Here is a 20,429-nt window from a genome sequence, read left to right as displayed (position 1 = left end):
ATTAGCAATGAGAGAAGATTTAGCGGGAGCAAATTTACCCAACTTTGAAACTGGCGGAATCGAAGAGAGAACTTCAAGTTTTGATTCCATTCCTTCTTTTGATTCAACTAGCACTATCCAAAGCCAAGAAGAATCCAAACCCGCTAATGATGATTCAATAGAATCTTATGGAATGCATATTATCCAGACTATGGTGGCAAATGGCGTTCCGCCAACACCTTATAACTACAAAATTTATTTTGAAAAGCTTTTGGAGAACAAATCTCAAGATTTCAAAAACAGCGCTATACAATTTCTCCAAACAGAATTAATCCCCTCTGAAAAGCAAGCATCGCTAGAAAACAAAGTGCTTAAAGCTCAAAGCAGAATGATTAATACACTCCGCCTTGTTAGCGCACTTTTTAGCAATTTTCAACTGCTTCAAAATATTCTCAAAAAACACGAAAAAGAGATTGATTCTGTCCAAAATGCTAATATTTTACAAAATATTATCACTCTTTTTGAAAGAGAACTCAAGAAAATTGGCGAGATCTCAACCAAGCAGCTAAAAGATATTAAAACAGCTTATGATCAAACCACCAATGTAATAGAAGATATTACCCAAGAGATTATTTGCGATAGTCGCTACAATATCTATAATCAACGCTTTTTGGAAAATAAGATTCAGAAGGAATGTCAAGACTCAGCCATGGACAAACACAAATCCTCTCTTCTTTTACTCAAAATCACAAAAAATCTAGAAAAAAAGGTTACCTCAGAAAAAAATGCAGTTTTAATCAATAAAACTATCACAAAAATACTCCAAAAAACCGCAAACCGCAGCGACATACTTGCCTATTATGGAGAGGGCATATTTGGTATTTTGCTCAATCACAGGGACAAAGAAAGCGCTAAGCGTTTTGCTAATAATCTTTCTGAAAAAGTTGTGGAGACCAATGTTTATCTTGGCGATGAAGAGTTATCTTTAAGTATTTGCAGTGGAATTTGCGAAATTGATGAGCAATCAAAGGCAAGAGAAATCCTTAAAAATACTCTTGAAGCTCTCAAGAAAGCCTCAAATAGTAATCTTTCGTTTGTTGTTCATGGAGAAAAATAATGTTAGAAGTCATCACTTACCCAAATCCTATTTTGCGACAAATCTCCAAACCCATTGAAGTATTTGATAAATCATTGCACGATCTTTTAGATGCAATGTATGAAGTTATGCTTCAAAAAAATGGAGTTGGAATTTCTGCAATCCAAGTTGCCAAACCCATTCGCGCATTACTTATTTGTTTGCCCGATGAAGAGGGAAATCAACACAAAGAAGATTTATTAGAAATCATCAATCCGCAAATCTTGGAAAAAGATGGCGAAATTTTGTTTAATGAAGGCTGTTTAAGTGTTCCTGAATTTTATGAAGAGGTAAAACGCGCTTCTTCTTTAAAAGTGGCTTATCAAGACCGCTATGGGAATCCAAAAGAATTAGAAGCCAAAGATTACTTAGCAGTTGCCTTGCAGCATGAGATTGATCATTTAAATGGCATTTTATTTATTGACAAACTCTCCATTCTTAAGCGCAAAAAATTTGAAAAAGAATTAAAACATAAAAGGAAAGGATAAAAATGGCTCTAAACCTTCTTTATTGCGCCGCTCAAGAAGGTTTAGAAGCTAGAGAAGTGGAGGTAGAAGTAAGCTTTACAAAAGCGCTTCCCTCTTTTCAAATCACCGGATTAGCAGGTAATGCAATCCAAGAATCACGCCAAAGAGTTCAATCTTCCCTGCTTTTTAGTGATTTCAAATTTCCTCCTTTAAAAATAAGTGTCAATCTCTCCCCATCAGATCTCCCCAAACAAGGTAGCTTTTATGATTTACCTATTGCACTTTTGATAGCACTTTATGGTCATTGCGATTTAGAATTTGACAATAAAGAGCCTCAAAAATATTTTGCCTTTGGAGAATTGGGGCTTGATGGAAGAGTTAAAGATACTCCTTCTATTTATCCTCTACTTTTTTCTCTTTTAAGTCGTCAAGAAAATCAAGATGGTATTTTCATACTTCCCAAAAGCGCAAAAGGTTTTTACTCCACACTGCCTAATTTAAAAGCTTATTTTGTAGAAACACTTAAAGAAGCCATTGAAATTTTAAAATACCCTCCACCTTTAGAATCTACAATAACCAATCTGCCCTTTGACTATGAAATAATCAATGATGAAAAATATTATTTAAACACCCATTTTCCGTTAGATTTTAAAGACATTATCGGGCAAGAAAGAGCCAAAAGAGCAGCACTTATAGCCGCTTGTGGATTCCATAATATTTTGTTTGAAGGTAGCGCTGGAAGTGGAAAAAGTATGATAGCCTCTAGAATCCCCTATATTCTACCTCCTCTTAAACTTTCTGAAATCCTGCAACTTGCTTCCACAACTCTAAAACTTTCTGCACAGCGCCCCTTTAGAAATCCACATAATAGCGCCACAAAAGCAGCGATTCTTGGAAGTGCCGTTGGACAAAATATCAAATATGGAGAAATTAGTCTTGCACACCTTGGAGTTTTGTTTTTTGATGAATTGCCCCACTTCCCAAAAAATACCTTAGAATCACTACGAGAGCCTTTGGAAAATCACCATTTTACTATCTCACGCCTCCAAGCAAAAATCACCTGCCCCACAGATTTTATGTTTATTGGGGCAATGAATCCTTGTCCTTGTGGAAATTTGTTGAGCGTTTCAAAAGAATGTCGCTGCAACCAAAAAGAAATTAACGCCTATAGAAACAAGATTTCCGATCCTTTTTGGGATAGATTAGATTTATTTGTAGCTATGCAAGAGAGCGCACACACCAAGCACACCATAACTTCAAAAGAAATGCATACTCAAGTTTTAAATGCCTTTAGATTTCAAAAAACGCGCAACCAAAAATGCTTCAATGCAAGATTAGAGGGGGAGAATCTAAAAGATTTTTGTGCTTTAGGTAATCAAGAACAAGAAATCTTAGAGTTAGCCAAAGATCGCTTTTCTCTCTCTTATAGGGCGATAAATAAAATATTAAGAACTGCAAGAAGTATCGCTGATTTAGCTCTAAGTGAAAAAATTTCAAAAGAACATTTACTGGAGGCTTTAAGCTATCGCAAAACTTCCTAATTTGTTACAAAAATTCACATATTAAATAAACCTATAATTTTTTTCTTAAAAAATAAAAATATATTTAACTTTTCTGTTAAGATTAAAGTATATTTTAAATTTTAGGAGAAAAAATGAAACTACTTGTTGTACTCTTTTTGGCTCTATCTTTTTTATTTGGAGCTGTTGATTTAAATAAAGCAAGCAAAGAGGAGCTTATGAGCATCAAAGGAATCGGTGAAGCAAAAGCACAAGCTATTATTGATTATCGTGAAAAAACGCCTTTTTATTCTATTGATGATCTAGAAAATGTCAAAGGATTTGGAGCAAAAACGATTCAAAAAATTCGCAAGGAACTTGTAGTAGAGACAGCTAAAGAACAATAAGCCAAAAGAATCTCAATTAAGATTTATCAAAGTTTCTACTAAGTTTGCAAAGAATATAATTTTAAATTCTTAATTTATTTTTAACGAGGTTGGCAATGGCATTACAAGTGTATTACGACAAAGATTGTGATTTAGGGTTAATCCAAAAGAAAAAGGTGGCAATTATCGGTTTTGGGTCTCAAGGACACGCACACGCGGAAAACTTACGAGATTCTGGAGTAGAAGTTGTTATTGGGCTTTATAAAGGTGGTAAAAGCTGGGCAAAAGCAGAAGCAAAAAACTTCAAAGTCCTTGAAGTAAGTGAAGCTACAAAATGGGCTGATGTAGTGATGATTCTAATCCCTGATGAATTACAAGCCGATGTGTTTGAACGCGACATAAAAGCAAATTTAAGTGAAGATAAAATTATTGCCTTTGGACACGGATTTAATATCCATTTTGGACAAATCAAAGCACCAAAAGGCGTAGGCGTGATTATGATAGCACCAAAAGCACCTGGACACACAGTGCGAAGTGAATTTGTAAAAGGTGGCGGAATCCCTGATCTCATCGCGGTAGAACAAGATACAAGTAAAGGCGATGCAAAAGCGATTGCACTAAGCTATGCGAGTGCGATTGGCGGTGGTAGAAGTGGGATTATTGAAACGACTTTTAAAGATGAAACTGAAACCGATCTTTTTGGTGAGCAAGCCGTGCTTTGCGGTGGTGTAAGTAGTCTTATTAAAGCAGGATTTGAAACACTTGTAGAGGCTGGATACCCTGAAGAAATGGCGTATTTTGAATGTTTGCATGAGCTTAAGCTAATCGTGGATTTAATCTATGAAGGTGGCTTGGCAAATATGCGATATTCTATCTCAAATACCGCAGAATACGGCGATATGGTAAGCGGTCCTAGAGTGATTAATGCTGAATCTAAAAAAGCAATGAAAGAGATTTTGAGTGACATTCAAGAAGGACGCTTTGCAAAAGACTTTATTTTAGAGCGTAAAGCAGGTTATGCGAGAATGAATGCAGAACGCAAAAATCTAGCTAACCATAAAATCGAGCAAGTGGGCGAAAAACTTCGCGCTATGATGCCTTGGATTGGTGCAAACAAGCTTGTCGATCAAAACAAAAACTAATTTTAAGCAAAACTCCCAAAATTTCTAATTGGGAGTTTTATATTTCAAAGAAGCAAACTTTCTAACTTTTTATACAAATTCCACAAAAGCTCTAAATTTTATAATTTTAAAGCTTTCTGTGGCTTTATTTTTGTGCTTTATACATTTCTTCTTCTATATGAATATAAAAATCTGCAATTTCGCCATAAGCTTTTCCCCAAGCCTCAATTACCTCATCATTAGCAACTTCACCTAACACCTCTTTGATAGCCACTAGCAAACACTCCCCCACAAGCGGATAATGTTCGGGTAAAACATTTAAACTCACATGAGTTTTTCCAATAGCTTCTACAGAACGACGAATCTTTTCTAGATCATCAATATTACTAGCCGCATTTAAAATCGCCATTGCCAAAGCCTTGGGTTGTTTTCCATTTTTTTGTTTTTCCATATCAAACATTCCTTGCACTTGTGGATAACGACCAAAAAGCTCACGATAAAAAACTTTTGTAATGTCCTCTCCATATTGTTTGAGCGCTGGAATCGTGCTTTTTACAATCTCTTTAGTGTGTAAATCTAACATTATTTAACCTTTTATAGTAAATTAAAATCAGCATTGTAAGAAAAAATCAAAATAAAAAAATTGATTTATGTTAATTTTGGCAAATCTCAAATAATCAAAAAAGATAAAAAAATCAAACCATTAAGGTTTTTGTTGTATAATTTCAAGCAATAATATCGGTTACCTAGGAGCGAAATATCAAAAATTTCTTTTTTTATTTTCTAAAATTTTTCCCTTTTTTGTTGCTTTCTCCACTTTTTGGGCGCGAAATTACAAGTGCTTGGGCGGTAAATGCTGGGAATCTCAATCCGCATCTCTATTCACCCAATCAAATGTATGCCCAAATTATGCTTTATCAATCTTTAGTGCGTTTTGATGGTGAAAAGTTTATAGGCGAAGTTGCTAAATCCTGGGAAGTCTCTAAAGATGGCAAAACTTACACTTTTTTTCTCAAAGATGATCTTGTATTTTCTGATGGTAGTCCGCTTGATGCCTATGCAATAGAGATGAATTTCAAAGCCATTTTAGAGAATAAAACACGACATTTGTGGCTTGGAATCACACAAAAAATTGCCTATGCTAAAGCACTTGATTCCAAAACTTTTGAACTCAAACTCACAACTCCCTATACTGCCACTCTAAACGAGCTTAGTCTCCCACGCCCCTTTAGATTTATCGCACCAAGTGCAATGATCAATAATTCAACCAAAAATGGCATAAAAGCTCCCATTGGAAGTGGTGCTTGGGTGTTAAAAGAAAGTAAATTAGGATCTTATGATATTTTTGCTCCAAACCCTCATTTTCAAGGCAAGAAACCTGAAATTTCAAAACTCACAATGAAAATCCTACCCGATCCAAACTCTAGAATCTTAGCCTTTGAAAGTGGTGCATTGGATATTTTAGTGGGCAAAGATTCACTTTCGCGTGAAAATTTCTTACGCCTTAGCAAAAACCCCAAATACCAAACCATCACTTCTAACCCTCAAGGCACTTTTCACCTTGTTATTAATGCTAATAATCAGCGCCCCACTCATGATATTAATTTGCGTCAAGCTATATTAGAATCCATTAATCGCCAAGTGATTTTAGAAAAGATTCTCCTTCAAATTGACAAACTAGCCTATAATCTTTTTAACCCTCAATTGGAATTTTGTAGCACACAGCCACAAACTCCCACTTTTAACCCAAAAAGCGCTCAAGACCATCTCCTAAAAAGCACCTACAGGCAAGAAGCTCTTAATCTTGTCTATATCGCAAACAATCCCGTTCAAAAAACAATTGCCGAAGCTATTCAAAATGATTTAAACAAAATTGGAATCAAAATCAAGCTCAATGCCACAGAGCCAATTTACTTTTTCCAAAGACAAAAAAATGGTGATTTTGACTTGATTTTTAATGAGACTTGGGGGAATCCTTATGACCCACATTCTTTTATTGCTTCAATGTTAGCCCCATCTCACGCTGATTTTGCTGCACAAAAAGACTTAAATTCGCGCAAAGAAATAGAAGCACTTATCAATACTATCCTTAACCAAACTAATCCCAAGATTCTCCAAACAAACTACACGAAATTATTTAATCTCTTACACCAAAGTGCGATTTATCTCCCTTTTAGCCATGGAGTAGTGCTTGGAATTTATAACAAAGAACGCATCAAATCCTATCAAATGGGTGCTATGGAAACAGAATTTCTATTTGAAAATATGGAATTTTAATGCTTCTATTTCTTTGTAAAAGAATCCTACTTTTAATCCCCATTTTGTTAGCCGTTTCCTTTATTGTTTTTGGGATCTTGCGCTTAAGTCCTATTGATCCTGCTTTTGCCTACCTTACACAATCCCAGATTCCACCCACCAAAGAAGCCCTAGAAGCCACTCGAATCGAGCTTGGCTTAAATCTACCTTTCTTTGAGCAATATTTTCTTTGGCTAAAAAATCTTTTAAACTTAGATTTTGGAATCTCCTATGTTACTAAACGCCCTGTGCTAGAAGATATTCTATATTATCTCCCCACTACTCTAAATTTAGCTTTGCTTTCTATGCTTGTTGTAATATTTTTTGGGGTTTTCTTAGGTATGCTTGGCGCAGTCAAAAAAGGAAGTTGGGTAGATAAAAGCTTGAGTATTTTTGCTTTTTTTGGCGTATCAATACCAAGCTTTTGGTTTGGATTTTTGCTAATCTATCTCTTTACTTTAAAGCTAGGGATTCTCTCTCCCTATGATGATTTTTCACTCAAAAGTTATATTCTCCCTGTCATTACCCTAAGCCTAATGTCTATTGCCATTAATATGCGCTTAGTGCGTGTAAGCTATCTAGAGCACCAAAGCCAAAGAAGCGTGTTATATGCTTATGCGAGAAATCTACCTAAACAAACCATTCAAAAACACATCTTAAAAAATTCTCTACTCCCTATTGTTACTTCCTTGGGTATGCACTTTGGAGAGATTTTAGGTGGAGCAGTGGTTGTGGAGATTCTCTTTGGCTTACCTGGCTTTGGACGATATGCAGTGAGTGCAATTTACAGCCACGATTACCCAGTGATTCAAGCCTTTATGATTGTTATGGTGGTTATTTTTGTATTTTTAAATCTCTTAGTAGATATTCTCCTTGCCTATCTTAATCCAAAAATCCGCTATGAGAATGCCTAATGCGCTTAAAAATTGCTCTTTTTCTTGCTTTGTGTTGGATTTTTGTTGCTCTCTTTGCGCCTTGGATTTTTCCTTATGACCCTACTCTTGGAGATTTAGAGCAGAAATTCCTATCTCCTTCTGCGCAACATTGGCTAGGCACAGATCATTTAGGTAGAGATATTTTAAGCCGTTTGGGCTATGGAGCTAGAATCTCCCTTTTTAGTGTTTTTGTGATTTCTTTACTAATTGCTTTGAGTTCTTTTATTATTGGTATTATTGCTGGATATAAGGGTGGTTTTATTGATAGCGTTTTAATGCGGATTTGCGATGTATTTTTGACTTTTCCTACTTTTATTTTAGCGCTTTTTTTCATTGCCATTTTTGGGGTTGGAATCACCAATGTTATTTTAGCCATTGTGCTTACGCATTGGGCTTGGTATGCTAGAATGATAAGAAGTATCACGCTTGAAGCAAAAACCCAAAACCATATTCAAGCTGCCAAAATGCTTGGAGGTAATGATTTTATGATTATCATAAAACACATTTTGCCTGTGGTATTTTTACAAATGATTATTCTTATTACACTTGATTTTGGGCATATGCTTTTACATATTTCAGGACTTTCTTTTTTGGGACTTGGTGTGCAAGCGCCTATGCCTGAATGGGGAGTGATGATTCAAGATTCTGCGCCTTATATTATGGAGCACCCTACTTTAATGCTTTATCCGGGGCTTTGCATTTTTATTTCTGTGGCTATTTTTAACACCTTAGGGGAAGCCTTAAGAGATAAATATTCGCTCCAAATGGAAAAACAATGATAAGACTTCAAGATTTTAACCTTTTTTCTAGCAAAAAACAAATATTGCACCACCTAAATCTAAATCTCAAAAATAACCAAAGAGTCGCTCTCTTAGGCGAGAGTGGAAGCGGAAAAAGTCTCCTAGCAAGGGCTATTTTGGGACTTTTACCTCAAGACTTTACAAGCTCTGGCACTCTCCAAAGTGATGAAAAATTTGGAGTAATTTTGCAAAATCCTGCAAGTTGCTTTGATTCAATTTTTACTTTAAGGCAACATTTTTTAGAAACACTCAAAGCTCACCATCTAAGCGCTTTAAAAGAAGATTCTTGGGGGCTAAAGGAGGTGGGATTAACTCAAGATATTTTAGATTCTTATCCTTTTGAACTAAGTGGCGGAACACTTCAGCGATTAATGATTGCACTTAGTATTTGCATTCAACCTAGCTTTATTATCGCAGATGAAATGACAAGCAATTTAGACTGCTTAGGCACACTGAAAATCTCTAGTCTCTTGCTTTCTTTGCAAAAAAAAATGGGTTTTGGACTGCTTTTTATCACTCATGACCTTTCATTGGCAGCCAAAATGGCAGAAACAATCATCGTGCTTCATCAAGGAACAATTATTGAACAAGGGCATAAGAATCAAATTTTAACCAACCCAAAGCACCAAAAAACACAAGAGTTGTTAAGAGAGAATCAAAAACTTCTAAACACACCTTGGGGGGATTTTCGTGGAAAAATTACTTGAAGTCAAAAACCTAACTCAAAGCTACAAAAAAGGGAATTTTTTTTCTCAATCAAAACAAGAGGTGATTTTAGAAAATATTAACTTCTCGCTAACACAAGGAAAGAATCTAGGCATATTAGGCGAAAATGGTGCTGGAAAATCAAGCTTGGTGAGAATCTTGCTAGGATTAGAAAAGGCTAAGAGCGGAGAAGTTAAGATTTTGGGCAAAAAATATTTTGAAGGTTCAGATCAAGAGATTCGCCAAAATATACAAGGTATCTTTCAAGATCCTCAAAGCTCTCTTAATCCCAGATGGAGTGCAAGAGAATGTATTTTAGAGGGATTAAAAAATTATCATCGTATTACAAACAAAAAACAACAAAGCGAGGAATTAGCAAAGTTTGTAGAAATAAATCCCCTTGATCTTGATAAAAAAAGTCTCTATTTTAGCGGTGGTGAGCAACAAAGAATCGCTATTGCACGCGCCATAGCCCTAAAACCTAAAATTCTCATTTTAGATGAAGCTTTTTCTAATCTTGATGCGCATTTACAAATGCAAATGATAGAGAATCTCAAAAAAATTCAACAAGATTTCGCTCTAACTTTGATTGTTATCTCCCATGATTTAAGGGTTATTTTGCAGTTATGTCAAGAAATTATTTTGCTTAAAAAAGGAAAAATTATATTCCAAGCCTCTAAGCAAGAAGGCATTCAAGATGCAATTTTGCGTGATAAAACGGGTGTTTTTAGAGAGTTTTTAGAAGCAAGTTTTCAAAATACCTTTTTGCAAGTGGAATTATGATATAATGGGTTCTATTTTCTAAGGCAAAGGACTAAAATGGGACCAAGTGTTCAGCAATTATTAATCATTTTGTTAATTATTATTGTGTTATTTGGAGCTAAGAAGATTCCAGATTTAGCAAAGGGTTTGGGTTCAGGTATCAAGAACTTCAAAAAAGCAATCAAAGAAGATGAAGAAAATGCAGACATCAAGACTACAGAAGCCAAACCAGACAAAATTCAAAATGATTCTAACACAAAAGAAACAACCGCTTCCACAAACCAAAACGAAACTACAAAAGTTTAACAAATGTATTATAAAATTAAAAAAATTGTTGATGAGACGCTTGGAACTACAAGTGTTTTAGAGCAACCTCGCGATAAGAAGTTTGGGCATTTTGCCCTGCCGACTTTTAGTTTGGCAAAAAGCCTTAAGAAATCCCCCCAAGATATTGCCCAAGATTTTGCAAAAAAGCTTGAATTGCTACCAGAAATCTCTAGCCTCAATGTTGTTGGTGGCTATGTTAATTTTTTCTTAAGTGATTTATTTTTGGAGCAATGCACACAAGATTTCTTAAAACCAAAACAAAAAAATGGAGAAAAGATTCTCTTAGAATATGTAAGTGCCAATCCCACAGGACCTTTGCATATTGGACACGCAAGGGGAGCGATTCTAGGCGATAGCTTATGCAAAATTGGGCGGCATTTGGGTTACTCTATTACAACAGAATATTACATTAATGATGCAGGCTCACAGATTGAAAACCTAGGAAAATCCATTTATTTTGCAGGAAGACACTTATTTTTGGGTGATTCTTATGAATTACCAGAAGGGTGCTATAAAGGCGAATATATTTTGGATTTAGCTAAAGAGGCAAAAGAATGCTTTGGGGTAGAATGTTTTAAAAGTGAAGAATTTATTGAAAAATTAAGCCTTTTTGGCAAAGACAAAATGCTAGAAGAAATCAAAAGCAATCTTGCAGAAGCAGGAATTGTGTTTGATAATTTTGTTAGCGAAAAAGAGCTTTATAAGCAATGGAATGACACACTAAAATCCCTAGAATCACACCATGGCATCTATGAGCAAGAAGGTAAAATTTGGATCAAATCCACAGAGTTTGGCGATGAAAAGGATCGCGTTGTTGTGCGCGAAAATGGTGAGCCAACTTATCTAGCAGGAGATATTATCTATCATAAAAACAAGTTTGAACGCAAATTTGATAGATATATCAATATTTGGGGCGCCGACCATCACGGATATATTCAACGAGTAAAAGCTGCAGTTGAATTTTTGGGCTACAATAGCAATCAATTAGAAATTTTACTCTCCCAAATGGTCGCTTTACTAAAGGGTGGAGAATCTTATAAAATGAGCAAAAGAGCGGGTAATTTTATCTTAATGAAAGACATTATAGAAGATGTTGGTTCAGATGCACTGCGTTTGATTTTTTTAAGTAAAAGAGCCGATACGCATTTGGAATTTGATATTGAAGATCTAAAAAAGCAAGATTCATCCAATCCTGTTTATTATATTAATTACGCACACGCTAGGATTCACACACTTTTTGCAAAATCCAATCACACCTTAGAAACATTACAAAAAAACTTTAGTAATCTTAGTGAATCTTTGCGAGATTTGCTTGTTTTGGCGCTCAATCTCTCAAAAACACTTGAAGATTCTTTTATCCAAAGAAATCCCCAAAAAGTCGTAGAGTATTTACGCACTCTCTCAAGTGAGTTTCATCGATTCTACAATGAAGAAAAAATTCTTAATACTCCTAATGAACAGACAATTCTAAGTGTCTTAAGCATTGTTGCACAATCGCTTAATGCTGGATTAGATTTACTTGGAGTTAAAGCCAAAAAAAGTATGTAAAGGAAAACAATGAATAAAGCTGTTATCTTCCCTGGACAAGGTTGTCAAAGCATCGGAATGGGAAAAAGCCTTTTTGAAAATAGTCAAGAAGTAAGGGAGCTTTTTGAAAAAGCAAGCGACCTTTTAAAAGAGGATATGCAAAAACTTTGCTTTGAAGAAAACGATAAACTTAATCTTACGCGCTACACACAACCTGCTATTTTGCTTGTAAGCTATAGCGTTTTTCATCTTATTAAACCCAAAATAAATGGAGAAATCAACCTAGCATTAGGACATTCTTTAGGCGAATTTAGCGCACTTTGTGCAAGTGGTGCCCTAAGCTTTGAAGAGGCTATAAAGCTGGTAAGCCAACGCGGAAACCTTATGGAAGAATCTTGCAAAAAGCAACAAGCGGGAATGATGGTAGTGCTAGGCTTGGAAGATTCTACACTTGAAGAGCTTTGCGATAAAAAACGCAATGTAGGCTTAAAAGTCTGGTGTGCTAATTATAATGGTGATGGGCAAATGGTTTTAGCAGGTAGCAAAGAAGACTTGTTAGAGCTTGAAGTAGAACTAAAAGGGCTTGGCGCTAAAAGAGCCTTAATGTTACCAATGTCTGTTGCTAGCCATTGCCCTATTTTGGAAAATATGTGCAAAGAATTTGAAATGCTTTTAGAGAAGACTTTGCAAGAATCATTTGCATTCTCGATTGTCTCTAATGTTACTGCGCGTCCTTATAACACGAAAAATCAAGCTTTAGATCTGCTTTCTAAGCAATTAATTTCGCCCGTGCTTTATAAGCAATCCATTAGAGAAAATGATTCTGTAGTAGATCTCTTTATCGAGTGTGGAGGAAATGTTCTTAAAGGCTTAAACAAACGCTTAACGCAAAAAGAAACACTTTCTTTGCAAACTTATGATGAAATCCAAAATTTCTTACAAAAGGATTAATAAATGACAATTGGCATTTTAGGAGCTATGCAAGAGGAAATCTCTCCTCTTTTAGAGCATTACAAAACTTATGAAACCATAGCTTTTGGAGGCAATACTTTCTATAAAGTCTCCCTTAGCAATAAAACGCTCATTATCGCATGCAGTCGCATTGGCAAAGTGCATTCTAGCTTGAGCGCAGCCACAATGATTCTGTATTTTAGTTGTGATAAAATAATCTTTAATGGCGTAGCAGGTGGAATCAATCCAAGCTACAAAATTGGCGATTTAGTCATTGGTGAAAAACTCTGCCAACACGATGTAGATATTACAATCTTTGGGCATCCTTTTGGGTATTTTTCTGATAGCAAAATTTTCACACAAACTGATGAAACACTCAATGAGCTTGCTAAAGAAGTTGCCAAAGATTTAAACATTACCATTCATCAAGGAACCATTGCAACTGGCGATCAATTCATTAGCAACAAAGAGAAAAAAGAGTGGATAAAAAATGAATTTAACGCTGATGCAATTGAAATGGAAGGAGCAAGTGTAGCTGTGGTTTGCGATAATCTCAACACACCCCTTTGTGTGATTCGCGCTATTTCTGATAATGCTGGCGATGAAGCACTTATTAGCTATGAGGAATTTTTAGAACATTCCGCCAAACAAAGTGCATCACTTGTCATAAAAATGATTGAAAAAATTAACTAAGGAGGGAATTATGCGTCTTATTTTAGTGCGTCATGCAAAAGCAGAGGATAGGGAACAATGGAAAGGGGAAGATGATTTAAAGCGCCCACTTACACAAAAAGGCAAAAAACAAGCCAAAAAAATAGCCAAATATCTTTACAAGCGCTATCCTGAAGTAGATGCAGTTATTTCTTCTTTAGCTTTACGTGCTTGTGATACTGCAAAATATATTGCCAAACTCCAAAAAAATAGCACTTTTTTTCTAAGCCCACATCTAAACCCAGAAGTTGGCATTGAAGGCTACACTAAGCATCAAAATGAGATTGAAGAGGATTGGCAAACTCTTGTAGTTGTTGGGCACGAACCTGCTATTAGCGAATTTGTCAAAAGTATCTGCTCTAAGGGCAATTTGAATATCAAAATCCATAAAGGTGGCGTTGTAGAGCTAGAGCACGAGGGCAATGAAGATTGGGCTTTGGTGGGATTGAGAAATTTTTAGGGAGGTAGATGAATGTTTGTAGGCTATCTTCCAGATATCATTAGCAAATTCAAAAAAAATGAAGTTTTGACAAAAGTTTTTGGCTATCTTTGGGAAGCGATTGATGAGGAAAGCGAAGTCTTTGCAAGAATCTCCAATCTCAAAGCAGGTGAAACCTTTGAAGTATATTTTGATGGGGGAGCCAAAGCCATAGAACAAGCTTATCTCACCAAAACTCCACAGGAAGCCTTTTATGAAAGCCACCAAGCAATGGTTGATTTCCAAATGCTAATTAATGGAAAAGAAATCTTCTTTGTCTCTCCACATAGCCTTTGTGAAATTAAAACACCTCTAGATTCCACAAAAGATCTCATTGAATATCATAAAAGCCCCTATACTTCAAGTATTTTGCTCTTTAGGGGGAATCTGGCTGTTTTTGAAAGCATCGATGTTCATGCGGGTGGAATTTCTGTTAATACAAGCGAACTTGTCCAAAAAGTTGTTATTAAAATCCCCAAAGAACTTATTAAATTAAATTTCTAGCAGATTAGATTCAAATCTGCTATTCTTTCATTTTATATTATCTGACAAACTCACTGCCAATACCTGCGCTAGTAAAGAGCTCTAGAAGCAATGAATGCGGGATTCTTCCATCGATAATATGAGCTTTTTCAACACCATTTGTGATGCATTCTAAACAAGCCTCCACCTTAGGTATCATTCCTCCACTAATCACACCTTCATTAATTAGTTGCTTTGTTTCTTGCAGATTCAAGCTTTCGATGATATTTTTATTTGCATCTAAAACCCCTTGGGTATCTGTCAAGAAAATAGCCTTTTTAGCTTTGGTAGCAATGGCAATCGCACTTGCTGCACTATCAGCATTGATATTAAACCCAGGGTGCCCAGATTCCCCTCCATAAGCAATAGGAGCAATCACTGGAATTAAGTTTTGCGCTAAGAGATTATCAATCACTTCGCCTTTAGTTGCAATAATCTCTCCAGTATAACCATATTTCCCATTCTCTTTTGGCTTAGCCAAAAACAATGAAGCGTCTTTCCCACTCATACCCAAAGCACTCACTCCGTGATGATTTAAAAATGAAGTAATTTCTTTATTTATCTCTCCACTTAACACCATTTCCACCACTTTTAGTGCTTCTGCGCTTGTTACTCTCACGCCATTGATAAATTCACTCTCTATCTTTAATGCCCCTAATAATTCATTAATCCTTTTTCCCCCACCATGCACAATAATAGGCTTAATGCCAAGCATATAAAGCAACACAATATCCATAGCAAATTGCTCTTTTAACTCAGGATTAATTTGTGCAGCACCCCCATATTTAATCACAATTTTTGAACCACGAAAAATTTTGATATAGGGAAGCGAATCAAGTAAAATAGAAACAATTTTAGAATAATTATGCATTATTTTCCTTTTTTCTAGTAAAATATTTATGAAATTATAACTCAAAAAAGGATTTCAAAATGCAAAATAATATTGTTTTTTTAGATGCTTTAAGTCTTGGCGAAAACAACCTAAGAGAAAGCTTACAAAGTATTGGAAATTACACAGAATACCCTACTACAAGCCCCAATGAAACTCTTAATCGTTGCAAAGGGGCTAACATTGTCTTAACAAATAAAGTAGTTTTAAACAAAGAAATCTTAACTGCCCTAAAAGATACTTTAAAACTAGTTTGTATCACTGCTACAGGGACCAATAATGTTGATTTGCAAACCGCTAAAGATTTAGGAATCGAAGTAAAAAATGTCGCAGGTTATTCCACAAAAAGCGTTGCCCAGCACACTTTAATGATGGCATTGGCTTTGAGTGCAAAACTACCTTTTTATGATTCTTATTGCAAAAGTGGCACCTATGCTAAAAGCCCAATTTTTACAAACTTATCCACACCACTAGAATTACTAGATAATAAAAAATGGGGAATAATTGGGCTTGGAACTATCGGCTTAGAAGTAGCAAGACTAGCTAGTGCATTTGGCGCTAAAATAAGCTATTATTCTACAAGCGGCAAGAATCAAAACCCAAATTACCCTTGTATTGCCTTAGAATCTCTTCTTAAAGAGAGTGATGTTATCTCCATTCACGCACCGCTAAATCCCTCCACACAGAATCTATTAAACAAAAGCAATTTATCCCTTATTAAAGAGGGTGGAATCCTTATTAATGTAGGTAGGGGTGGAATCGTCAATGAACTTGAATTGGCAGAAGAAATGCAAAAGCGTAAAATTTATGCTGGATTTGATGTTTTTAGCCAAGAACCTATGGTAGAAAATCATCCATTTTTAAACCCTAAAATCGCCGATCAATTTATTCTCACTCCGCACAATGCTTGGGGTTATGAAACAAGCAAAGAAATCCTCATAAAAGGTGTAATAGACAATATTCAAAACTTTCTAAAGGCTTAATCTGCCTTTAGATAAGTCCCATTTTTTCTTTGGCTTCTTGATAGGTTTTTTGTGCGATTTCTCTAGCTGTCTGTGATCCTTTTTGCAAAATCCCTTGCAAATAGGCAAAATCACCAAAAAGCCTTTCATAAGATTCTCTAATAGGGCGCAATCCCTCAATTACGACCTCTGCCACTTTCATTTTTAATTCCCCATAACCTTTTCCTGCAAAAAACCTTTCAATTTCTTCTCTTGATTCTTTGCTAAAACATTGATAAATATTCAAAAGATTATAAACTCCCGCACGACTCTCATCAAAAGCAATAACACCCTCTGAATCAGTCGTTGCTTTTTTGAATTTTCTTACAATCTCATCAGGACTATCTAAAAGCGCGATTAAGTGGTTTGGCTTATCTCCTGAACTTTTACTCATCTTTTTTGTCGGATCATCTAGCCCCATAATTCTTGCGCCCTCTTTTTGAATCAAAGGCTGCGGAACAACAAAAATCTCACCATAATCACGATTAAACCGCATTGCTGTATCACGCGCTAATTCAATGTGCTGCTTTTGATCCTCGCCCACAGGTACAAACTCACTTTTATAAAGCAAAATATCTGCACTCATCAAATTAGGATAATTAAAAAGCCCTGCAAAAATACTTTTTGGATTCTTTTGGCTTTTGTCCTTAAACTGCGTCATACGACTTAAATCACCCATAGGCGTAATACAAGTCAAAAGCCACGCCAAAGAGGTGTGTTCTTGAATCTCTGATTGAATAAAAAGTGTAGATTTCTGTGGATCAATACCACAAGCAAGTAGCATCGCACAAAGCTCAAAAGTTTTTTCGCGCAAAGTCTTTGGATTCTGTGGAATCGTGATGGCGTGTGAATTAACCACACAAAAAATATTTTCATATTCTTCTTGGCGATCCACCCAATTTTTCACTGCACCCAAATAATTCCCCAAATGAATATTTCCTGTTGGCTGAATCCCAGAAAAAACGCGCGGTTTCTTTGTGGTTACTTTGGTTTGCATAGCAATCAATCCTTCAAAAAGTGTAATTTAAAGTGTGAATTATAACAAAACTTAAACTTTTTTGTTAAAATTTTACCCAAAGAATCTCACAAAAGGAGCACGATTGAACTTAGCCAAACCAACACTCACAAAGCGAATCATTCCCTGCCTTGACATTAAAGATGGGCGCGTAGTTAAAGGCGTTAATTTCGTTGGTTTGCAAGATGCCGGAGATCCCATAGAAGTAGCAAAACGCTATAACGATGAAGGAGCAGATGAAATCACCTTTTTAGACATTACTGCCACTCACGAAGGGCGCAACACCACCATAGAAATGGTAAAGCGAGTTGCTAAAGAAATCTTTATCCCTCTAGCTGTGGGAGGCGGAATCTCTAGTTTAGAAGATATTTACAAGCTACTTAATGCAGGGTGCGATAAGGTTAGCCTAAACTCTTCTGCCATTGCAAATCCCAACTTCATCACACAAAGCGCAAAACGCTTTGGCTCACAATGTATTATCGTTGCCATAGATGCCAAGAAAAAAGCCACAGGAAAAGGCTGGGAGGTCTATACGCACGGCGGCAGAAAAAACACTGGAATCGACTTAGAAGAATGGGCGCTAGAAGCTTATAACAGGGGCGCGGGAGAGATTTTGCTTACGAGTATGGATTGTGATGGCACCAAAAATGGCTATGATTTAGTCCAACTCCAAAAAATCTCAAAATTAGTCCATATTCCACTTATTGCAAGTGGTGGTGCAGGAAGCAAGGAACATATTTTAGAAGCTTTTTTGAATGGAGCTGATGCGGCACTAGCTGCTTCAATTTTTCATTATCAAGAAATCCAAATCGCAGACTTAAAGCACTTCCTTAAATCCAAAGGCATTCCTGTAAGAATCTAGCACCAAAGCAATGCAAACCCTAGAATCACTTGGCTTATTTGGGCTTTTTTGCATTTGCTTCATTTCAAGTAGCCTTTATCCTTTGGGATCTGAAGTTTTTGTTAGCTTTTTTGCGACTTTAGATTATCCTTTGTTTCTTGTGTGGAGTGTTGCTACCATTGGCAATACTTTAGGTTCGCTTAGCACTTATGCCATTGGCTATTGGGGAGAAAATTTTATTTTAGCAAAACACTTTACAAAACCAAAAAATTTTGAAAAATATCTCGTTTTTGTTGGCAAATATGGTTTTGTGGGGGCATTTTTTAGTTTTTTGCCCTTTTTGGGAGATATTTTTGCATTTGTTTTAGGGGCTACTCGCTACCCTTTTTTAAAAGCCACCTTTTTTATTTTTCTTGGCAAAGGCTTACGATATTATCTGTTAATCTACCTAACCAAAGTTTTTTATTTTTAACTATATCGGGGCAAAGTAAGAATTCTTTGTGTAAAATTTAGACATAATCAAGAAATACTATGTTACCTATAAATTGTTGCTATTTTTACAAAGGAGATTAAGATACAATTTGAATCCAAAAAAGAATATGTAGCAAAGCTACTTGGTGAAGAAGATACGATATTTGTTATACCTGATTATCAGCGTCCTTATAGTTGGAGGAAAGATGAATGTGAGCAGCTTTGGACTGATATAATCAATGTATTTGGAGATGGAGAAAACATTGAAGAGTATTTTTTGGGTTCTATTGTAACTTACAAAAATGATCAAAAGTTGCTTGAAATTATCGATGGGCAACAAAGAATTACTACATTGACTTTGCTTTTTAGAGCATTTTATGAGCATTTTATGAGCATTTTAAAAATGAGGGCAAAAATGTTAAGCAAGGTTATTTAAATGGTTTTGGAAGGTGTATTTGGAAATTTGATAGTGCTGATGAAAAATTATATTTTGATGAAATGCATTTGTATAGCGAAGTAGCTATTGATGATGACAAAGAAATCAAAAGTTTAGATTTTTTATTTTTGCAATTTATGCATATTATTCGCGCTCAACACGAAGACTTTGATACAACAACCCAAAGCGTTTTAAACTTTTTTACAAAACAAGATAAAAAAGTGTATTATGGAGCTTCTGAAAATTGGCTATACAAAGATGAAACTATGCCTTTTATTTTAAATTTAGCTGACTTTTGGCTTAATCCGCAAGATTATCTTAGTAGGAAATCAACAAACTGCCTAAAAAACTTAAATCTTTTTCAAAATGATGCTTAGAAAAGCTTTGTAAGTTGCTTGGTATGGAAAAATCATCTTGAATTTAAGCAAGTTAAATTTAATGTTGCAAAATTTAGTGAGGATTTTGATAAGTTTTTGCCAAAACTGATAACAATATCAAGTTTATTGCTTTTGAATAATAATGCCACCATTAATACCACTAAAGAAATAATCTTTAAAATGAATGTAGCCCTAAAAACTAATGATTGGAGCAATATTCAAATCAAGCAACAAATGCCAAATTTTGAAACCTTTTTACAAAACCTAGAAAATATGGATAGCAGAAAAATAAAATTCATACTCTTTTTATATGCGAATATCTATGCTGATTTTACTGAAAATGCTAATACAGCTAAGCTTCAAATAGAGCATATTTTGCCAAAACAATGGCAAAATGCAAATTTTAATGGTTGGAATGAGAATCTACACAACCAATATTTAGAACAAATTGGCAACAAGATTCTGCTTCCTGATAAGAATAATATCAAATGCTCTGATCACTTTTTTGCAAAAAAGCAAGATGAGTATAAAAAAATCATAGGCTTAAAAGAAGTTTATGAATTGGACATAAGAGAGAAAAAATGTCTAAAAGAAGATATTGAATCTAGAAACAAAGAAATCTATCAAAGATTAAATGATTTCTTTAGCAAACATATCTAAGCATATTTGCTTAGAGTAATCAATTTTCTAATAATGCAAAAAAAGTGGGGGGGGGGGGGGAAAATTTGGACAATATATTAATTAAAAAAAAGATTTTTGCACAACGGGGGTGGGAGAAATTTTTTTTTATGGTTTAAAA

General features: G+C 35.3%; 25 protein-coding genes. 22 read left to right on the top strand and 3 right to left on the bottom strand.

Going from position 1 to position 20,429, the window contains the following annotated elements; genetic code table 11:
* Positions 1-7 precede the first annotated feature (7 nt).
* The 5 genes from MKD52_RS01465 to ilvC all read left to right on the top strand — a co-directional run bounded on the left by MKD52_RS01465 (position 8) and on the right by ilvC (position 4,608).
* Positions 8-1,096 carry a diguanylate cyclase gene (locus MKD52_RS01465; RefSeq protein WP_242099014.1) on the top strand — a complete coding sequence of 363 codons (1,089 nt, stop codon included), beginning with the start codon at positions 8-10 and terminating at the stop codon, positions 1,094-1,096.
* Positions 1,096-1,602: a peptide deformylase gene (def, locus tag MKD52_RS01460; RefSeq protein WP_112057254.1), complete on the top strand. Its 507-nt coding sequence runs from the start codon at positions 1,096-1,098 to the stop codon at positions 1,600-1,602. The genes MKD52_RS01465 and def overlap by 1 nt, the downstream gene beginning before the upstream one ends.
* Before the next feature lie 2 nt (positions 1,603-1,604).
* Positions 1,605-3,122, top strand: a complete 1,518-nt coding sequence (locus tag MKD52_RS01455; RefSeq protein WP_112057255.1) for a YifB family Mg chelatase-like AAA ATPase — start codon at positions 1,605-1,607, stop codon at positions 3,120-3,122.
* A 113-nt stretch (positions 3,123-3,235) separates the two neighbouring features.
* A complete protein-coding gene (locus tag MKD52_RS01450; protein ID WP_242099013.1) occupies positions 3,236-3,487 on the top strand; it encodes a helix-hairpin-helix domain-containing protein in 252 nt (83 codons plus the stop codon).
* A 95-nt stretch (positions 3,488-3,582) separates the two neighbouring features.
* Complete coding sequence (ilvC, locus tag MKD52_RS01445; RefSeq protein WP_242099012.1) at positions 3,583-4,608, top strand: ketol-acid reductoisomerase; 1,026 nt, start codon at positions 3,583-3,585, stop codon at positions 4,606-4,608.
* A 124-nt stretch (positions 4,609-4,732) separates the two neighbouring features.
* On the opposite strand, the gene MKD52_RS01440 is transcribed toward ilvC, so the two are convergent.
* Entirely contained in the window at positions 4,733-5,170 is a 438-nt protein-coding gene (locus MKD52_RS01440; RefSeq protein WP_112057258.1) for a globin domain-containing protein, read from the bottom strand.
* Between the two features lie 218 nt (positions 5,171-5,388).
* Here MKD52_RS01440 and nikA point away from each other — a divergent pair, with 218 nt between their 5' ends.
* The 11 genes from nikA to MKD52_RS01385 are packed head-to-tail and all read left to right on the top strand — an operon-like array spanning position 5,389 to position 14,582.
* Entirely contained in the window at positions 5,389-6,864 is a 1,476-nt protein-coding gene (gene nikA / locus MKD52_RS01435) for a nickel ABC transporter substrate-binding protein (RefSeq protein ID WP_242099011.1), read from the top strand.
* Positions 6,864-7,796, top strand: coding sequence for an ABC transporter permease subunit (locus MKD52_RS01430; RefSeq protein ID WP_242099010.1), 933 nt, complete (start codon positions 6,864-6,866; stop codon positions 7,794-7,796). The genes nikA and MKD52_RS01430 overlap by 1 nt, the downstream gene beginning before the upstream one ends.
* The gene (nikC, locus tag MKD52_RS01425; RefSeq protein ID WP_242099009.1) at positions 7,796-8,596 is read left to right on the top strand and encodes a nickel ABC transporter permease subunit NikC; all 801 of its coding nucleotides are present in this window, start codon (positions 7,796-7,798) and stop codon (positions 8,594-8,596) included. The genes MKD52_RS01430 and nikC overlap by 1 nt, the downstream gene beginning before the upstream one ends.
* Positions 8,593-9,324 (top strand): ATP-binding cassette domain-containing protein, encoded by a 732-nt coding sequence (locus tag MKD52_RS01420; protein ID WP_242099008.1) that lies wholly within the window; start codon positions 8,593-8,595, stop codon positions 9,322-9,324. The genes nikC and MKD52_RS01420 overlap by 4 nt, the downstream gene beginning before the upstream one ends.
* On the top strand, positions 9,308-10,105 hold the full coding sequence (locus MKD52_RS01415; RefSeq protein WP_242099007.1) for an ATP-binding cassette domain-containing protein: 798 nt from the start codon (positions 9,308-9,310) through the stop codon (positions 10,103-10,105). The genes MKD52_RS01420 and MKD52_RS01415 overlap by 17 nt, the downstream gene beginning before the upstream one ends.
* Positions 10,106-10,141: 36 nt before the next feature.
* Positions 10,142-10,390 carry a twin-arginine translocase TatA/TatE family subunit gene (locus tag MKD52_RS01410; protein WP_242099006.1) on the top strand — a complete coding sequence of 83 codons (249 nt, stop codon included), beginning with the start codon at positions 10,142-10,144 and terminating at the stop codon, positions 10,388-10,390.
* Between the two features lie 3 nt (positions 10,391-10,393).
* Positions 10,394-11,959: an arginine--tRNA ligase gene (gene argS / locus MKD52_RS01405; RefSeq protein WP_242099005.1), complete on the top strand. Its 1,566-nt coding sequence runs from the start codon at positions 10,394-10,396 to the stop codon at positions 11,957-11,959.
* 9 nt (positions 11,960-11,968) lie between these two features.
* Entirely contained in the window at positions 11,969-12,889 is a 921-nt protein-coding gene (fabD, locus tag MKD52_RS01400; RefSeq protein WP_242099004.1) for an ACP S-malonyltransferase, read from the top strand.
* A gap of 3 nt (positions 12,890-12,892) precedes the next feature.
* Positions 12,893-13,582, top strand: a complete 690-nt coding sequence (locus MKD52_RS01395) for a 5'-methylthioadenosine/adenosylhomocysteine nucleosidase (RefSeq protein ID WP_242099003.1) — start codon at positions 12,893-12,895, stop codon at positions 13,580-13,582.
* A gap of 10 nt (positions 13,583-13,592) precedes the next feature.
* Positions 13,593-14,060: a phosphohistidine phosphatase SixA gene (gene sixA / locus MKD52_RS01390; protein WP_112057268.1), complete on the top strand. Its 468-nt coding sequence runs from the start codon at positions 13,593-13,595 to the stop codon at positions 14,058-14,060.
* Positions 14,061-14,072: 12 nt separating this feature from the next.
* The gene (locus MKD52_RS01385) at positions 14,073-14,582 is read left to right on the top strand and encodes a YhcH/YjgK/YiaL family protein (RefSeq protein WP_242099002.1); all 510 of its coding nucleotides are present in this window, start codon (positions 14,073-14,075) and stop codon (positions 14,580-14,582) included.
* Positions 14,583-14,619: 37 nt separating this feature from the next.
* Here MKD52_RS01385 and argB read toward each other — a convergent pair whose 3' ends face one another.
* Positions 14,620-15,471: an acetylglutamate kinase gene (gene argB, locus MKD52_RS01380; RefSeq protein ID WP_242099001.1), complete on the bottom strand. Its 852-nt coding sequence runs from the start codon at positions 15,469-15,471 to the stop codon at positions 14,620-14,622.
* Between the two features lie 59 nt (positions 15,472-15,530).
* Here argB and MKD52_RS01375 point away from each other — a divergent pair, with 59 nt between their 5' ends.
* Entirely contained in the window at positions 15,531-16,472 is a 942-nt protein-coding gene (locus tag MKD52_RS01375; protein ID WP_242099000.1) for a D-2-hydroxyacid dehydrogenase, read from the top strand.
* A gap of 7 nt (positions 16,473-16,479) precedes the next feature.
* On the opposite strand, the gene trpS is transcribed toward MKD52_RS01375, so the two are convergent.
* A complete protein-coding gene (gene trpS, locus MKD52_RS01370) occupies positions 16,480-17,487 on the bottom strand; it encodes a tryptophan--tRNA ligase (protein WP_112057272.1) in 1,008 nt (335 codons plus the stop codon).
* 103 nt (positions 17,488-17,590) lie between these two features.
* Between trpS and hisF the strand changes: the two genes are divergently transcribed.
* The 5 genes from hisF (at position 17,591) to MKD52_RS01345 (ending at position 20,290) form a co-directional block, all read left to right on the top strand.
* Complete coding sequence (gene hisF / locus MKD52_RS01365) at positions 17,591-18,367, top strand: imidazole glycerol phosphate synthase subunit HisF (protein WP_242098999.1); 777 nt, start codon at positions 17,591-17,593, stop codon at positions 18,365-18,367.
* Positions 18,368-18,377: 10 nt separating this feature from the next.
* Positions 18,378-18,818: a YqaA family protein gene (locus MKD52_RS01360; RefSeq protein WP_242098998.1), complete on the top strand. Its 441-nt coding sequence runs from the start codon at positions 18,378-18,380 to the stop codon at positions 18,816-18,818.
* Between the two features lie 72 nt (positions 18,819-18,890).
* Complete coding sequence (locus MKD52_RS01355) at positions 18,891-19,253, top strand: DUF262 domain-containing protein (protein ID WP_347340925.1); 363 nt, start codon at positions 18,891-18,893, stop codon at positions 19,251-19,253.
* 62 nt (positions 19,254-19,315) lie between these two features.
* Positions 19,316-19,630 (top strand): hypothetical protein, encoded by a 315-nt coding sequence (locus MKD52_RS01350; protein WP_242098997.1) that lies wholly within the window; start codon positions 19,316-19,318, stop codon positions 19,628-19,630.
* An 18-nt stretch (positions 19,631-19,648) separates the two neighbouring features.
* A complete protein-coding gene (locus tag MKD52_RS01345) occupies positions 19,649-20,290 on the top strand; it encodes an HNH endonuclease family protein (protein ID WP_242098996.1) in 642 nt (213 codons plus the stop codon).
* Positions 20,291-20,429 lie beyond the last annotated feature (139 nt).

It is taken from the genome of Helicobacter sp. CaF467b, from assembly GCF_022664765.1.
GTDB classification, from domain to species: Bacteria; Campylobacterota; Campylobacteria; order Campylobacterales; family Helicobacteraceae; genus Helicobacter_D; species Helicobacter_D colisuis.
Note: the sequence above shows the minus strand (reverse complement) of the source record. Positions and strands in the feature narration are given on the sequence as shown.

Bases quoted from the DNA above. Each gene is read 5' to 3' on its own strand.
- MKD52_RS01465 (WP_242099014.1), top strand. From the start codon at position 8: ATGAGAGAAGATTTAGCGGGAGCAAATTTACCCAACTTTGAAACTGGC.
- def (WP_112057254.1), top strand. From the start codon at position 1,096: ATGTTAGAAGTCATCACTTACCCAAATCCTATTTTGCGACAAATCTCC.
- MKD52_RS01455 (WP_112057255.1), top strand. From the start codon at position 1,605: ATGGCTCTAAACCTTCTTTATTGCGCCGCTCAAGAAGGTTTAGAAGCT.
- MKD52_RS01450 (WP_242099013.1), top strand. From the start codon at position 3,236: ATGAAACTACTTGTTGTACTCTTTTTGGCTCTATCTTTTTTATTTGGA.
- ilvC (WP_242099012.1), top strand. From the start codon at position 3,583: ATGGCATTACAAGTGTATTACGACAAAGATTGTGATTTAGGGTTAATC.
- MKD52_RS01440 (WP_112057258.1), bottom strand. From the start codon at position 5,170: ATGTTAGATTTACACACTAAAGAGATTGTAAAAAGCACGATTCCAGCG.
- MKD52_RS01430 (WP_242099010.1), top strand. From the start codon at position 6,864: ATGCTTCTATTTCTTTGTAAAAGAATCCTACTTTTAATCCCCATTTTG.
- nikC (WP_242099009.1), top strand. From the start codon at position 7,796: ATGCGCTTAAAAATTGCTCTTTTTCTTGCTTTGTGTTGGATTTTTGTT.
- MKD52_RS01420 (WP_242099008.1), top strand. From the start codon at position 8,593: ATGATAAGACTTCAAGATTTTAACCTTTTTTCTAGCAAAAAACAAATA.
- MKD52_RS01410 (WP_242099006.1), top strand. From the start codon at position 10,142: ATGGGACCAAGTGTTCAGCAATTATTAATCATTTTGTTAATTATTATT.
- argS (WP_242099005.1), top strand. From the start codon at position 10,394: ATGTATTATAAAATTAAAAAAATTGTTGATGAGACGCTTGGAACTACA.
- fabD (WP_242099004.1), top strand. From the start codon at position 11,969: ATGAATAAAGCTGTTATCTTCCCTGGACAAGGTTGTCAAAGCATCGGA.
- MKD52_RS01395 (WP_242099003.1), top strand. From the start codon at position 12,893: ATGACAATTGGCATTTTAGGAGCTATGCAAGAGGAAATCTCTCCTCTT.
- sixA (WP_112057268.1), top strand. From the start codon at position 13,593: ATGCGTCTTATTTTAGTGCGTCATGCAAAAGCAGAGGATAGGGAACAA.
- MKD52_RS01385 (WP_242099002.1), top strand. From the start codon at position 14,073: ATGTTTGTAGGCTATCTTCCAGATATCATTAGCAAATTCAAAAAAAAT.
- argB (WP_242099001.1), bottom strand. From the start codon at position 15,471: ATGCATAATTATTCTAAAATTGTTTCTATTTTACTTGATTCGCTTCCC.
- MKD52_RS01375 (WP_242099000.1), top strand. From the start codon at position 15,531: ATGCAAAATAATATTGTTTTTTTAGATGCTTTAAGTCTTGGCGAAAAC.
- trpS (WP_112057272.1), bottom strand. From the start codon at position 17,487: ATGCAAACCAAAGTAACCACAAAGAAACCGCGCGTTTTTTCTGGGATT.
- MKD52_RS01360 (WP_242098998.1), top strand. From the start codon at position 18,378: ATGCAAACCCTAGAATCACTTGGCTTATTTGGGCTTTTTTGCATTTGC.
- MKD52_RS01350 (WP_242098997.1), top strand. From the start codon at position 19,316: ATGCATTTGTATAGCGAAGTAGCTATTGATGATGACAAAGAAATCAAA.